Consider the following 14,131-nt stretch of genomic DNA (forward strand, 5'->3'; position numbering starts at 1 on the left):
CAAGATCCTCAGCGTCCTACTGACAGACGGGCTCACAGCGCCAAGACGAGACGACGACATCCGGACGGCCCAGCCCGATTTTCACCCCGCTCGGGGTCGCGCCGCCAGGCACGCGGACTACTGACAGCGAGGAGCCGGACAGCCGGGCCGATCCCCAACGCGGGGCGGTAGTCCTTCGAGGCTTGCCAGTTCAGGGAAATATTGCCTTCCGGCGTCGGTGCGTCGGGTGAAGGCACTATTTCCCGGTCCGCCCACCCGTCGCCCCTGCAGACGAAGCGCTGGCACGACCTCCGGGACCCGACATCGGGCCATCACCAACTGCACTAGCCTGACTTTGCGGTGTTTGTTCAATTTATGTCTGATTCCAGCACGGCGTCATCCAGGCGTACCTGGGTGCCCGGCTCCTCGACGCCGTCCTCCCGCCGTTTCGCGACGCGCTGTCGGACCATCCAGACGCGCTGTCGGACCATCCACCGGAATCGGGGCGGCAGCCGGAATCGGGGCGGCAGTCAGCACCTGAGCGCGAGTGGTTCTTCCTGACGCTGGCGTTCGGGCACCGCTCGGCCCGGGAACTGCTCGCCGCGCTCACCCTCTACTCCTGCTACTCCGTCGGCGACCCCGGCCGGCAGGAGACGGCCAGGCAGGTGGTCGCCTGGCTGCACGAGGCCGCCACGGAGTGGAGCACGCCGGTCGACGTACGGCCCGGGCGGAGTCAAGATCTTCCGGGGAGACCGGACCAAGGCCGTCGAGACGTTCGCCGCCGCGTTGGACATCGACAGCCGGCTCACCGAGTCCCGGCACCGGCAGTTGGTCGACCAGATCGCCGACCGCTGGCCCGACCTGCATGAAGACCATTCGATCACGGACCGGCCGCTGGAGGAGGCGAAGCAGGTCCTGATCCGCCGGTTCGGCGCCGCCGCCCAGTTGCTCGACAGTCGACGGCGCGCCGGCATGGACGTCCCCGAACCCGGATACCAGCGGTTCTTCCAGATGATCCACCAGGCGGCGTCGTCGTACCGGATCCGGCTCACCGCCGTACGCGAAATCGCCCGGCTCGGGCCGGGCACGGTACGCGGACTGCCCGGGTGGCCGGAGCCGGCACCACCGCCCCGAACCGCGATCGGCACCGGTCCACCGGACGAGTCCGCCCCGCCCGTGAGATCGCCCGAGGAGCGCCAGATGCTCGCCTGGCTGGCCCCGCTGCACTGCGTATCGAGCAGGCCCGACGACGGGCCGGAAGACCACGAGGCGGCCCGGCAGAACCTGCGGCACTGGCTCGACCTGTTGACCGGGTCCGACACCGACGACCGGATCATCGACGAGATGCACCTCGCCCAGGGCTTCCGGCTCGCCGCAAACTGCCGGATCCCGGAAGACCGCGCGGCACACCGGCTACGGCTGATCGAACACGCCGAAACCGCACTCCGGCACAGTCGGTACTGGTACTCCCAGCTCGCTCTGGTACAGGCGCTCACCCTGCTGTCACTGCCGGAGGACCCGCGCCGTGGACTCCCGACGTACGGGCCCACGACCGACCCACGCGGCCTGGTCGACTTCTGGCTCAGCATCGCCGGCGGCGGAGCCGAGGCCCCCGCACCGGACCGACCGGCCGTGCACCCGTTCGTCCGGAAGGCCGGGGACCTCTGCGTGCAGGCGCTGCGAAGCGGGCACCCGGAACGGCACTGCTGGGTCGACGAGCAGGACATCGTCCGACGGATCGGCTCCTACACCTCGCAGCCGAACGTCCGGCGCTACCAGGACTCCTGGTGCCCGGAGGCGGTGGGGTGGACGGTCCTGACGAAGCAGGCGCAGCGCCTGCTCGCCGACGTCATGTTGTTGCTGAACCTCGCCGACCGGCCGAACAACCCGCCGGCCGACCGCGCCCGCCGGCTCGCGCAGGCGAACCGCACCGACCTGCCACCCTGCCTCACCGTCGATCCGACCCCGATGCAGCCCGGCCACAGTTGGCGGGCCAGCCGGCCAGCCGAACCCGGTTCGACCTGCCTCGGCGACTGCCCCTACCGGCTCTGCCCCCTGCCACCGCAGAGCGAAGGACTCGCGTACCCGATGGACGAGGTCTTCTGCGCGCGCCAGATCGACCTGGTTGGGCACCGATGGCCCTGGGTGCCCGGCTCGATCTCCTGGCTCACCTCACGGCACCGGGTCCGATGGTTCTGGCGCGAGATGTCCCAACGGATGCTGCCCTCCTGGCGGAAGTGAACCGGTCTGCACTCATGGACCCTGGTCGCCCTCCATCGGCGCCGGCTCCGGGGCGCCCGGTCCCCGGACGGTTCACGGCCCGCAGGTGACCTGTCCGGATCGACTCCCGTTGGTGTCCACGCCCGGGAAGCCGACGAAGGCCACGGCGTCGGCGTTGATCCCGGCCCCGGTGGCGGCATGCCCGATCACCGTCGAGCCGCAGCTGTGCCCGAGTACGACGTGGCGGGACGGCTCGCCGTCGTGGGTGGCCCGCAGTCCGTTCTGGAACTCATCGGATAGCCCCGCGGTCGGGTCCCCGGCGACCGGGGCGGCGAACGCTCATCGGACTCGCATCCCGCCGTAGCGCTGGCCGGCGCGCTCGTCCGAGCTCTGGTAGTTGTTGGCGGAGTCGATCAGGGACTGTCCGGACGCCTCGATCCGGCCGCCGAGCCCCTTGAGATATGCCTCCCAGCCGTCCGAGGCCTTGGTCACCGCGTCGAGGGTGGCCCAGCCCTTCACCCCGGGTCCAGCGGGCGGCACCAGTTGGCCCTCGACCGCCGCGACATTGCGCTTGAGTTCGGTGCCGTGGCTGACGATTTCGCCACCCACCGTCCGCACCCCGGGCACGTTGACCCGGACCGGCTGCGTCATTCCGCCTCCCCGTCAGGCTTCGGGGCCGTCACCCGGCAAACGGGGCCCGTCGGGGAAGCAATATACCAACGTCAACGTACCGGGCACGGCCATTCGATCGTCCACAACCGACAGGGTGGCCGCGCCGGCTCCTTGGGCGGCCGGGATCTGACCCGTTACGCCGCCCCGCGACCGGTCACTGACGGGTGTCCATCGACGTCTGGAGGGCGCGACGAGCCTGCTCACGAGCCTCGTCGGTGTTCTCTGGCTTGGGTGGGGTCGGCTTGGCGGCCATGGCGTGGCTCCTTCCAGGGCGGGTGGCGCCGCACGGCGCGGTCCACCGCGACAGGGTCCTGCTGATCGGCCGGGACGGGTCCGGGGTCTCCGGACGGGGCGGCCGGAACGGCGTGACCCCCGGGTCGATCGACCCTGGGAGGCAGGCGGTCTGCGACGGGTTGCCACACCTGGTCACGGGTGGGACGGGTGCGACAAACCCCAGGTGGCGTCGACGCTGGATAGCGCCGACCCTAGGTATCGTTCAGTTCCCTTACCCAAGTTATCGTTCAGGTCCACATCCTGTGCGGCATTCCCGCGATCCGGGACGGTGTCGGCTGGCCAGCCGACTCGGCGCCACAGCACGCCACCGGATGACCGGAGAGGACGACCGGGTCGCGGTCAGCGGGCGAAGAAGTGCCAGCCCACCCACCACCAGAAGCCGAACAGGGCGATTCGGCCGACCGGCACCGGGCCCACCTCGTACCGCATGACGTAGGCGCAGACGTCGCCGAAGGTCGGGATCCGGGAGCCCTCCCGGCGGGCGGCCCACTCGACCGCCACGAAGAGCAGCAGCGCCACGGTGAAGCCACCGATCGCGACGTACCTCATCGGCGCACCAGCCCCCAGAACGCGGAGAGCCACGCGAGGTAGCCGACCGAGCGGATCAACGAGTCGTCCAGCAGCGGGTCGGCGATCTTGGAGAAGGTCGGGAAGTCGTCCCGGGAGCCGAGCATGAAGGTGCTGGCCTCGAAGACCCCGAAGACGAGTATCGGCAGCAGCCACCAGACGGCGCCGGACCGCAGCCGGTGCGGTACCGGCCGCCGGGGCACCCGGTTGGAGAGCCCGATCCACACCAGCGCGCCGCCGGTGCCGATGGCGTAGATGTTCGCCTGCGTCGAGAACGACGGGAACTGCCCGCCGATCAGGGAAAGTACGGTGAGGGTCGGAACCGTGACGACCGGTCGGTCCCAGGCCCGGGGCAGATCCGCAGGAAGCTCCGGCTGCTGTTCCATGAGCCGATTGTCCCCGTGGCACCGCCCTGCGAAAAGGCAGATGCCGCCCGCGTCACTCCCGATCTTGCTGGTCCGCCGAGGTGGAGCCGCTCGGGGTAGCATCCGTCAGCCCCGCCCGGATCGCCTCGACAACCTCGGATGCCGACCCGTAACCGGTGAAGCCCGCCGCCAGCCGGTGCCCGCCACCGCCGAGGGCCACCGCCACCCGACTCACGTCGGTGGCGCCCTTGCTGCGCATCGAGACCGCCCACTCACCCTCCGCGACCTGCTTGAGTACGCAGCTCACGTCCGCCTCGGCGGTGCAGCGCACCGAATCGATCAGCGGTTCCAGGGTGTACGGGCGCTGCCCGTGCCGGGCCAGGTCGTCCAGGGTCGCGTACGTCCAGACCAGCCCCAGCCCACCGGCGGCCAACGGCTCCAACCGGGTACGTCCGAGCACGTCGCCGTAGAGCCGGACCGCGCCGAACGGCCGGGTGTCGAAGATCCGCCGGGAGATCTCGCCGGGACGGATACCGGTGGCCAGCAGCCGGGCGGCCATCTCGTGCACGGCCGGCGTCGTCATGTCGAACCGGAACGAGCCGGTGTCGGTGGCCAGTGCGACGTAGAGACACTCGGCGATCCCCGCGTCCAGCGGCACACCGAGCCGGACCAGCAGCTTCTCCACCACCACCGAGGTGGCGGCGGCGTCCGGGTCGACCAGGTGGATCCCGCCGAACCGGGTGTTCGAGGCGTGGTGGTCCAGCACGATGGCGGTACCGGCCCGGTCCAGCCGGTCGGCCAGGTCACCGAGCCGGGAGACGGCGGCGACGTCGAAGCAGATCACCAGGTCCGGGTCGGGGTCGGCGGCGGTAGCCGGGACCAGCAACTCCTGGCCGGGCATCGCCTGGAGCGGCTCCGGCACCTCCGGGCGCCCAGGGAAGGTGGCCTGGATCTGCCGTACGCCGAGCCGGCGCAGCCCGAGTCCGAAGCCGAGCATGCTGCCCAGCGCGTCCCCGTCCGGGTTGACGTGGCAGATCAGGAGTACCCGGCCGTCGGCGGGGAGCCGGGTGATCGCCGAGACCGCCGCCGCCCACTCGGCCTCGGTCGGCACTCCGGCTGTCGGTTGGGACACGTCGGTGAGCAGTACGCCGCTCACCGCCGGTCTCCGCCGTCTCCGGCCGGCGGCCGGTCCTCGTCCCGCCCCTCGTCGGAGTCGACCTCGTCGCCGTCGGAGTCGACCTCGTCGTCGGATGCGTCGAGCTTGTACGGCTGCGGCTCGCCCGCGTACGCGGCCCGGGCGGCCAGCCGCTGCACCTCCGCGTCGGCGGAACGGGCCGCCGCCAGCAGCTCGTCGATCTGCTTCACCTGGTCCTGCACGTCGTCCAGGACGAAGGTCAGGCTGGGCGAGTGACGTAGCCCGAGTGCCTTGCCGACGGTGCTCCGCAGCAGTCCCTTGGCGCTCTCCAGCGCGGCGCCGGTGGCCGCCTGGTCGGATGCGTCGCCGAGCACCGTGTAGAAGACGGTCGCGTCCCGCAGGTCGGGGGTGATCCGGGCGTCGGTAATGGTGATCATGCCGAGTCGGGGGTCCTTGATCTGGGTACGCACCACCGACGCCACCAGTTCCCGCACGCGCTCCGCATGCCGACGCACCTTGGCCTGGTCCGTCATCTCCGCACCTCCACGCCCATCTGCTTCCGGGCCGGACCGGCGGCGCTGGGCGCCGCGGCCGGACCGGCCGACCTGGGAAACACTACCCGCGCATCCTGCGGCCTCGCCGCCGCCGTCGCCATTGGCCGTACCGGCCGAATACCCCCGGCCAGCGGCCGATTCAGTCGTCCGCACCGTGCAACCGGCGCCGCACGGAGAGCAACTCGACCTCCGGCCGGCCGGCGACCAGCCGCTCGCAGGCGTCCAGCACCGTACCGACGTGCTCCGGCTCGGAGGCGACCAGGGCGACGGCGATCTGGGCCCGGCCGTACAGGTCCAGCGCCCCCACCTCGGCGGCCGAGACCTCGAACTTGCGCAGTGCGGCGACGATGGGGCGCACGTAGGACCGCTTCGCCTTCAGGGAGCGCGAGTCTCCGGGCAGCAGCAGGTCGAAAAGGGCGGTTCCGGTATACACGGCGGGAAGGGTACGGCATCTGCGCCCCGTTGCTCGACGCCTTTCCGCCCCACCCGCCGCCCCGGACCACCGGCGGTTCCGGACAGGCCGTCGACCCCGGACAGGCCGGTGGCCGGAACCGCACGGGTTCCGGCCACCGGTATCCGACTCGACTCGCTCAGGCGCGCGGCTTCTCGCGCATCTCGAACGTCTCGATGATGTCCCCGACCTGGACGTTGTTGAAGTTGCTCAACGTCAGACCGCACTCGAAGCCCTCCCGGACCTCGGTGGCGTCGTCCTTGAACCGCTTGAGCGAGCTGATCGTGACGTTGTCGGCCACGACCGTCCCGTCACGCAGCAGCCGCGCCTTGGCGTTGCGGCGGATGACACCGGACCGGACGATACAACCGGCGATGTTGCCGATCTTGGACGAGCGGAAGACGTCGCGGATCTCCGCGCTGCCCAGCTCGACCTCCTCGAACTCCGGCTTGAGCAGGCCCTTCAGCGCGGCGTCGATCTCCTCGATGGCCTGGTAGATGACCGTGTAGTACCGGATCTCCACACCCTCGCGGTCGGCGATCTCCCGGACCTTGTTCGAGGCCCGGACGTTGAAGCCGATGATCGTGACCGCCTCGGACGAGGCGCTGGCCAGCATGACGTCGCTCTCCGTGATGGCACCAACACCCCGATGGATGATCCGCAGTTGGACCTCCGCCGGAATGTCGAGCTTGAAGAGCGCATCCTCCAGCGCTTCCACCGAGCCGGAGCCGTCACCCTTGAGCACCAGGTTGAGCGAGGTCTTCTCGCCCTCCTTGAGCTGCTCCATGATCGTCTCAAGGCTCGGCCGCCGCTGCGAGTTGGCGAAGCTCGCCGCCCGCCGCCGGGCCTGCCGCTGCTCGGCGATCTGCCGGACCGTACGGTCGTCCTCGGCGGCCAGGAAGGTGTCACCCGCTCCCGGCACCGCGGTCAGACCGAGCACCATGACCGGACGCGCCGGCCCGGCCTCGGTGACCGGCTTGCCGTTCTCGTCCAGCATGGCCCGGACCCGGCCGTGCGCCCCACCGGCGACGATCGAGTCGCCGGCCCGCAGGGTGCCCTTCTGCACCAGCACCGTGGCCACCGCACCGCGACCCTTGTCCAGGTGCGCCTCGATCGCCACACCCTGGGCCGGCCCGTCGATCGGAGCGGTCAGCTCCAGCGACGCGTCGGCGGTGAGCAGGACCGCCTCGAGCAGGTCCTCGATGCCGATGCCCGGCTTGGCCGCCACGTTGACGAACATGGTGTCACCGCCGTACTCCTCGGCGACCAGACCGTACTCCGTCAACTGCTGGCGAACCTTGTCCGGGTTGGCCTCCGGCTTGTCGATCTTGTTGACCGCCACCACGATCGGCACGTCCGCCGCCTTGGCGTGGTTGAGCGCCTCGATCGTCTGCGGCATGACGCCGTCGTCGGCGGCGACCACCAGCACCACGATGTCGGTGACCTGGGCACCACGGGCACGCATGGCGGTGAACGCCTCGTGACCCGGGGTGTCGATGACGGTCAGCGCCCGGTCCTCACCCTCGTGCGGCACACGCACCTGGTACGCGCCGATGTGCTGGGTGATGCCGCCGGCCTCGCCCTCGACCACGTTCGCCTTGCGGATCGCGTCGAGCAGCTTGGTCTTACCGTGGTCGACGTGACCCATGACGGTCACCACCGGCGGGCGGCTGACCAGCCGGTCCGAGTCGACCTCGGCGTCCAGGTCGATGTTGAACTGGGCGAGCAGCTCGCGATCCTCGTCCTCCGGGCTGACGATCGAGATCTCGAAGCCGAGATGCTCACCGAGCAGCTGGAGCGTGTCGTCGGAGACGGACTGGGTCGCGGTGACCATCTCGCCCAGGTTGAACATCTCCTGGACCAGCGAACCGGGGTTCGCGTTGATCTTGTCCGCGAAGTCCGACAGCGACGCGCCGCGAGGCAGCCGGATGACCTGGCCCTGACCGCGCGGGGCGCCCGAGCTCATGGTCGGTGCGGACAGGTTGTCGAACTCCTGTCTGCGCTGCTTCTTCGACTTGCGACCCCGGGTCGGCTTGCCGCCCGGACGCCCGAAGGCACCCGCGGCACCGCCGCCACGGCCACGGCCACCACCACCGGGGCGACCGCCACCGGCCGGCGCACCGCCGCCGGGACCACCGCGGTAGCCACCACCGGCACCGCCGCCGCCACCGGGACCACCGCGGTAACCGCCTCCGCCGCCGCCACCGGGGCCGCCACGGAAGCCGCCACCGCCACCGCCACCGGGGCCGCCACGGAAGCCGCCACCGCCACCGCCGGGACGACCGGCGCCGCCACCGCCACCGGGGCGACCGGGGCCGCCACCGGGACGACCGGGCCGCTGCGTCGGCATGGACGCCGGACTCGGCCGGGGCGGCATCGAGGCCGGGCTCGGCCTCGGCGGCATGTTGGCCGGGTTGGGCCGAGGCCCACCCGAGGCAGCCGGACGCTGCCCGCCCGGCGTGATGCCGAACGGGTTGTTACCGCCACTGCGCGCCGGCGGACGGCCACCGGGCCGGCCGGGGCCGGGCGTCGGGGCGCCGGGCGGCGCGGGACGGGCGCCCGACGGGGCACCACCCGGGCGCGGCGGAACGGCACCCGGACCCGGCTTCGGCCGGTTCGTGGGGCCGCCGTCGGCCGGCGGTTCCCGCCGGACCGTGTCGTTGCGCTGCTGCCGAGCCGCCTGGGCGGCCTTGACCGTCGCCTCCTGCTCGGCCTTCAGCGCGGCCGCGCGCGCCTCGGCGGCGGCCAGCTCGATGTCGTGCGCGCTCGCCGGCTTGGCGACCGGCGTCGCCGTCTGCGGCGGACCGGGCACCGGGCCCTTGGGCTTCGTCGGCGGTGTCGGCCGACGGGGCGGTCCCGGCTTCGCGGCGACCTTCGGCTCTCCCGGACCCGGTGCCGGAGCCGCCTTGGGTGCCGGCGGTGGCGTCGGGGCGGCGGCTGGTGCCGCCGGCTCCGGAGACGCGACGAAGGCGCCACGCAGCCGCCGGGCCACCGGGGCCTCGACGGTGCTCGACGCTGACTTGACGAACTCGCCCATTTCCTTCAACTTGGCGAGAACGGTCTTGCTTTCGACCCCGAGCTCCTTAGCCAGCTCGTGTACGCGGGCCTTGCCTGCCACTGCACTCCTCACTCCGAGGTCGTGCGGGCAGCACCCGCAGCGACCTCACTCGTGCACTTGAAGCCTGGTCATTTCTGGGACTTCATCGTGTGCTCATGTCGGTCGTCCTACCTTGCTCGGGTTCCGTTGCGTCGATCCCGCCCGGCCGGATGGCCGGTCGTGGTCGTCGACGCCTTGGAGGTGCTCGGCCAACTCACTCGCGTCGGGTACGCCAGCGACACGCAGCGCCCGCCCGAAGGCCCGACGCCGCACTGCCAGCGTGAAGCAGGCCGGATCGGGGTGCAGGTGCGCTCCCCGCCCCGGCAGCTTACGGGTCGGATCGGGTCGGAGGCTGTGACCAGTCTCATCGCCGACCGCGACGATCCGCAGCAGCTGGCCGGCCGGCGCCCGGTGCCGACAGCCCACACAGGTGCGCTCCGGCTCCGCGCGTCGTACCACTGGGAAAGTCTACCCCTACCCGGCCGAGATCGCGCCGTCCGCCTCGGCCGCGTGATCAGGACCGCCCTGCCGTCCCGCCGACGCCTGGCTCGGCATCTGCTCGGTGTCGGGACGGATGTCGATCCGCCAACCGGTCAACCGGGCGGCAAGCCGGGCATTCTGCCCCTCCCGTCCGATGGCCAGTGAGAGCTGGAAGTCCGGCACGGTCACCCGGGCCGTACGCGTCGTCGCGTCGACCACCTCGACCCGGAGTGCCTTGGCCGGCGAGAGCGCGTTGCCGACGAACTGGGCCGGATCCTCCGACCAGTCGATGATGTCGATCTTCTCGCCGTGCAGCTCGCTCATCACCGCCCGGACCCGCTGCCCCATCGGGCCGATGCAGGCGCCCTTGGCGTTCACGCCCGCCACGGTGGACCGGACTGCGATCTTGGTCCGGTGGCCGGCCTCGCGGGCGATCGCGGCGATCTCCACGGTGCCGTCCGCGATCTCCGGCACCTCCAGGGCGAAGAGCTTCTTCACCAGGTTCGGGTGCGATCGGGAAAGGGTGATCTGCGGGCCACGGAAGCCCTTGGCCACGTGTACGACCACGCAGCGGATCCGCTGGCCGTGCTCGTACAACTCGCCGGGGACCTGCTCGGACTGGGGCAGTACCGCCTCGACCTTGCCGAGGTCGACCGAGACGATGCCCTTCTCGCTGCGCGCCTCGTGCGCCTGCACCACCCCGGTGACCAGGTCGCCGTCCCGGCCGACGTACTCGCCGAAGTGCACCTCGTCGGTGGCCTCGCGAAGCCGTTGCAGGATGACCTGTTTCGCCGTCATCGCGGCGATCCGGCCGAAGTCGTGCGGCGTGTCGTCGAACTCCCGGATCACCGCGCCCTCGGCGTCCTGCTCCTGTGCGTACACCAGGGCGGCACCGGTCTTGCGGTCGATCTCGACCCGGGCGTGTGCCTGGGCCCCCTCGGTGTGCCGGTACGCCGTCAGCAACGCCGTCTCGATCGCCGCGAGAATCGTGTCGAACGGGATCTCCCGCTCGCGCTCCAGGGCGCGCAACGCCGCGAGGTCGATGTTCACCGCTCCTCGCCCTCCACATCTTCGTCGTCGCCGTTGCCGACGTCGTCATAGTCATCATCGCCGGCACCGGTCGGATCGTCCTCGGCGATCTCGTCCAGCCGGCTGAACTCCACCTGGACCCGACCCGGCCCGAGATCGGGGTACGCCCAGCCGACCGGTCCGGCGTCGGTCTCCAGCACTACCCGCTCGTCGTCGGCCGCGACCACCCGGGCGGTCAGCTGCCGGTCCCCGGCCGCCGGCGGCCACTCGTCGACGCCGCCCGGCTCCGGGCGCTCACCCGGGCCTCGCACGGTCACCTTGACCAGCCGGCCGACGTTGCGTCGCCAGTGCCGGGGCCGGGTCAGCGGCCGGTCCACGCCGGGCGAGCTCACCTCGAGCTGGTACTCCCCGGCGACCAGGTCTCCACCGGTCTCCTCCGCCTGGTCGAGCGCCTTGGAGAGGAGCCGGGAGACGTCTGCCACCGCATCGAGGCTGACCCCGCCGTCGCCGTCCACGACCACCCGGACGACGTACCGCCGGCCGGCCCGGGACACCGAGAGGTCCTCCAGGTCGTAGCCGGCGGCGGTCACCACCGGTTCGATCACGGCACGGAGCCGGAGCCGACGCGCGGACGGGTCCTCGCGGGGACGGTCCGGAGTCCGGCGACCCGCCCTGGGCCGACCGGCGTTCCGGCCACGCTGCGTCATCTCCGCGCCTCCCTCGTGATCGCCGGTTCCGTCCGGCAGCCATACCAGCGTGCCACCGGACTGACGTGTCCGGCGGCTGCGCAGAGCGTAACGTGCTGGCGGGCCCGGAGCCCGATCGGCGCACCGACGACGCCGCGGTGAGCGCGCCGGCCCCGTCGGCGGCACCGATGGTGTTGACTTGCCGGGTGCGCAGCGGCAACACGAACCAGACGATCGGCGCGGCGGGGCGGTCCCGGCGCGAGGTGGTACAGGCCGTCGCCCTGGCGGCGCTGGTAGGTGCCACCGGCTCGCTCAGCGGCTGTGGGCTCTTCGGCGGCGAGCCCGATCCGCCGCCACCGGACCCACTGGCGCCGCTGATCACCGGTGCCCTCGACCTCGCCGCCCGGCACGAGGCCGCGATCGCCGCGTTTCCCGACCTGGCCGACCGGCTCCGCCCGGTCGCCGAGGCACACCGGGCGCACGCCGCGGAACTGTCCCGGGTGACCGGCACCGCCCTGCCGAGCCCCACCGCCACCGTCCCCGGCACCGACCCCGGCGCCGGGTCCTCCACGGCGCTCCTCGGCCAGTTGCGGGAGGCCGAGCGGCAGGGCCGGGAGGCCGCCGCGCAGGCTTGCGCCGGGGCGCCGGCCGACCGCGCCGCGCTGGTCGGCTCGATCGCCGCGGCCCGGGCGACGCACCTGGAGGTGCTCCGGTGACCGGGCGCGGCGACCGGCCCCGGGGAGAGCGGGACCAGGGGAAGGCGGTCTGATGTCCGAGGCGCTGGCGGCGGCACTGGCCGCCGAGCACGCGGCGATCTACGCGTACGGGCTGATCGGGGTACGGCTCTCGGATGGCGCCGCCGAGCAGGCCCGCTCCGCCGAGGCGGCACACCGCAGCCGGCGGGACGGGCTCGTGCTGCTCCTCACCGAACGGGGCGGTCCGGTGCCGGTGGCCGAGCCGGCGTACGAGCTGCCGTTCGCGGTCACCGACGAGGCGAGCGCGTTGCGACTGGCGGTCGAGGTCGAGGAGCGGACCGCGGCGGTCTGGCGGGCCGCGCTGCCGGCGACCGAAGGTGCCGACCGCACCCGGGCGCTGAACGGGCTCACCGACGCGGCGGTCCGGGCCACCCGGTGGCGCAGGACGGCCGGGGTCAACCCGGCCACGGTGCCGTTCCCGGGCCGCCCGACCTGACCGGGCCGACCGAACCGACCGGGCCGACCGAACCGACCGGGGCGGGGCGGGGCGTGGGGAAGTCTGCCCGCGGTCTTCGCAAGGACGGACGGCGGTGCGGGCCACCGGGGCGGGCGTCAGCCGGCACACTGTACCGATGTCCGCTCTGGAAAGACCGGTCTCGGCGTTCGGCCGGGCCGTACGCCGACTCGGCCACGCACGCTGGTTCGCCGCCTGCACGCCGCTACTGGTCCCGGCCGACCGGCTGGTCGCCAGGCTGACCCGGGGCCGGGTGGTGGCGCTCGGCGTGGTGCCGTCGCTGCTGATCACCACCACCGGGCGTCGGTCCGGGCGACCGCGCAGCAACCCGCTGCTCTACGTGCCCGACGGCGACGCGTTCGTGGTGACCGGCTCGAACTGGGGGCGCCCCGAGCAGCCTGCCTGGGCGCTCAACCTGCTCGCCGAGCCGAACGCCACGGTCACCGTCGACGGCAACCGGATCCCGGTCCGGGCCCGGCCGGTCACCGGCGCCGAACGGGAGCGGCTGTGGGGGCTGCTGGTCGCCGAGTGGCCGGCGTACCGGACCTATGTCCGGCGGGCCGGCGGACGCGACATCCGGGTCTTCCGACTCGAACGGCGTCCCTCCCCGCCCGGGTAGGTCAGCGGAGCACGGCGACCTCCGGCCCGGCGGCGGACCGCCGGATCGACGTACCGTCAGCTCACGCCGACGCCGACGAGCCGGCCGACCAGGTACGTCGCGGCGGTGGCCGCCGCGCCGAGCAGTAGTTGTCGGCCACCGCTGACCCACCACCTCCGGTTGGTGAACCGGGCGACGACCGCACCCGCGACGAAGAGGCCGAGACCGCCCACCCCGAGCGCCAGCCACAGGTTGGAGAAGCCGAGCAGGTAGGTGAGCAGCGGCACCACGGCCCCGACCGAGAAGCAGAGGAACGACGAGAAGGCGGCGGTCCACGGGCTGGGCCGCTCGTCGACGTCGACTCCCAGCTCCTCCTGGACGTGTACCCGCAGCGCCTCCTCCGGGTTGTGCCGGAGTACGTCCGCGACCTGCTCGGCGAGGTCCCGGGGCAGCCCTCGCCGCACCCAGGCGTCGGCGAGTTCCCGGGCCTCGCCGGACGGGTTCCGCTCCAGCTCGCGGCGCTCCTTGGCAACCTCGGCGGCCACCTGCTCGTTCTGCGACTGCACGCTGGTGTACTCGCCGAGCCCCATCGAGATCGCCCCGGCGACCAGCCCGGCGAAGCCGGTCAGCACGATGGTGTGCGACGCGGCCCCACCGCCGCCGACGCCCGCGATCAAGGCGATGTTGGTGACCAGCCCGTCCATCGCGCCGAACACGGCGGGACGCAGCCAGCCGCCGGAGACGTCGGCGTGGTGGGGCTCGCCGACCGACACGGCCGCGTCGGTCACGGGTGCC

The 14,131-nt window shown here is 72.4% G+C and carries 15 protein-coding genes and 1 pseudogene; 4 read left to right on the forward strand and 12 right to left on the reverse strand.

Annotated elements, in window-relative coordinates:
* Positions 1-765 precede the first annotated feature (765 nt).
* On the forward strand, positions 766-2,220 hold the full coding sequence (locus tag ABNF97_RS29290) for a hypothetical protein (protein ID WP_349340509.1): 1,455 nt from the start codon (positions 766-768) through the stop codon (positions 2,218-2,220).
* An 87-nt stretch (positions 2,221-2,307) separates the two neighbouring features.
* On the opposite strand, the pseudogene ABNF97_RS29295 reads toward ABNF97_RS29290, so the two are convergent.
* From ABNF97_RS29295 to rimP, 11 genes and pseudogenes are all read right to left on the reverse strand, one after another.
* A pseudogene (locus tag ABNF97_RS29295) lies at positions 2,308-2,493 on the reverse strand (alpha/beta hydrolase); the annotation flags it as partial.
* A 45-nt stretch (positions 2,494-2,538) separates the two neighbouring features.
* Complete coding sequence (locus tag ABNF97_RS29300) at positions 2,539-2,850, reverse strand: hypothetical protein (protein ID WP_130464261.1); 312 nt, start codon at positions 2,848-2,850, stop codon at positions 2,539-2,541.
* Positions 2,851-3,504: 654 nt separating this feature from the next.
* Positions 3,505-3,714: a DUF6186 family protein gene (locus ABNF97_RS29305; RefSeq protein WP_130464262.1), complete on the reverse strand. Its 210-nt coding sequence runs from the start codon at positions 3,712-3,714 to the stop codon at positions 3,505-3,507.
* Positions 3,711-4,118, reverse strand: coding sequence for a hypothetical protein (locus ABNF97_RS29310; RefSeq protein WP_130464263.1), 408 nt, complete (start codon positions 4,116-4,118; stop codon positions 3,711-3,713). Before ABNF97_RS29310 ends, ABNF97_RS29305 begins: the two co-directional genes overlap by 4 nt.
* 52 nt (positions 4,119-4,170) lie before the next feature.
* The gene (locus tag ABNF97_RS29315) at positions 4,171-5,253 is read right to left on the reverse strand and encodes a DHH family phosphoesterase (RefSeq protein WP_486484785.1); all 1,083 of its coding nucleotides are present in this window, start codon (positions 5,251-5,253) and stop codon (positions 4,171-4,173) included.
* The gene (gene rbfA / locus ABNF97_RS29320; protein ID WP_130464264.1) at positions 5,250-5,765 is read right to left on the reverse strand and encodes a 30S ribosome-binding factor RbfA; all 516 of its coding nucleotides are present in this window, start codon (positions 5,763-5,765) and stop codon (positions 5,250-5,252) included. Before rbfA ends, ABNF97_RS29315 begins: the two co-directional genes overlap by 4 nt.
* 160 nt (positions 5,766-5,925) lie before the next feature.
* A complete protein-coding gene (locus tag ABNF97_RS29325) occupies positions 5,926-6,219 on the reverse strand; it encodes a DUF503 family protein (protein WP_130464265.1) in 294 nt (97 codons plus the stop codon).
* 157 nt (positions 6,220-6,376) lie between these two features.
* Positions 6,377-9,355 (reverse strand): translation initiation factor IF-2, encoded by a 2,979-nt coding sequence (infB, locus tag ABNF97_RS29330; RefSeq protein WP_130464266.1) that lies wholly within the window; start codon positions 9,353-9,355, stop codon positions 6,377-6,379.
* Between the two features lie 93 nt (positions 9,356-9,448).
* Complete coding sequence (locus ABNF97_RS29335) at positions 9,449-9,793, reverse strand: DUF448 domain-containing protein (protein WP_130464267.1); 345 nt, start codon at positions 9,791-9,793, stop codon at positions 9,449-9,451.
* A gap of 15 nt (positions 9,794-9,808) precedes the next feature.
* Entirely contained in the window at positions 9,809-10,864 is a 1,056-nt protein-coding gene (gene nusA, locus ABNF97_RS29340; protein ID WP_130464268.1) for a transcription termination factor NusA, read from the reverse strand.
* Positions 10,861-11,550: a ribosome maturation factor RimP gene (gene rimP, locus ABNF97_RS29345; RefSeq protein ID WP_130464269.1), complete on the reverse strand. Its 690-nt coding sequence runs from the start codon at positions 11,548-11,550 to the stop codon at positions 10,861-10,863. The genes nusA and rimP overlap by 4 nt, the downstream gene beginning before the upstream one ends.
* Positions 11,551-11,792: 242 nt before the next feature.
* On the opposite strand from rimP, the gene ABNF97_RS29350 reads away from it, so the two are divergent.
* The 3 genes from ABNF97_RS29350 (at position 11,793) to ABNF97_RS29360 (ending at position 13,357) form a co-directional block, all read left to right on the forward strand.
* Positions 11,793-12,245, forward strand: a complete 453-nt coding sequence (locus ABNF97_RS29350; RefSeq protein WP_130466207.1) for a hypothetical protein — start codon at positions 11,793-11,795, stop codon at positions 12,243-12,245.
* 52 nt (positions 12,246-12,297) lie between these two features.
* A complete protein-coding gene (locus ABNF97_RS29355; protein ID WP_349340510.1) occupies positions 12,298-12,720 on the forward strand; it encodes a ferritin-like domain-containing protein in 423 nt (140 codons plus the stop codon).
* A 136-nt stretch (positions 12,721-12,856) separates the two neighbouring features.
* On the forward strand, positions 12,857-13,357 hold the full coding sequence (locus ABNF97_RS29360; protein WP_349340511.1) for a nitroreductase/quinone reductase family protein: 501 nt from the start codon (positions 12,857-12,859) through the stop codon (positions 13,355-13,357).
* A 56-nt stretch (positions 13,358-13,413) separates the two neighbouring features.
* On the opposite strand, the gene ABNF97_RS29365 is transcribed toward ABNF97_RS29360, so the two are convergent.
* Positions 13,414-14,124 carry a VIT1/CCC1 transporter family protein gene (locus ABNF97_RS29365; protein WP_130464272.1) on the reverse strand — a complete coding sequence of 237 codons (711 nt, stop codon included), beginning with the start codon at positions 14,122-14,124 and terminating at the stop codon, positions 13,414-13,416.
* Positions 14,125-14,131 lie beyond the last annotated feature (7 nt).

The sequence above is a fragment of the Plantactinospora sp. B6F1 genome (genome assembly GCF_040120695.1).
In the GTDB taxonomy this organism is placed as follows: Bacteria; Actinomycetota; Actinomycetes; order Mycobacteriales; family Micromonosporaceae; genus Plantactinospora.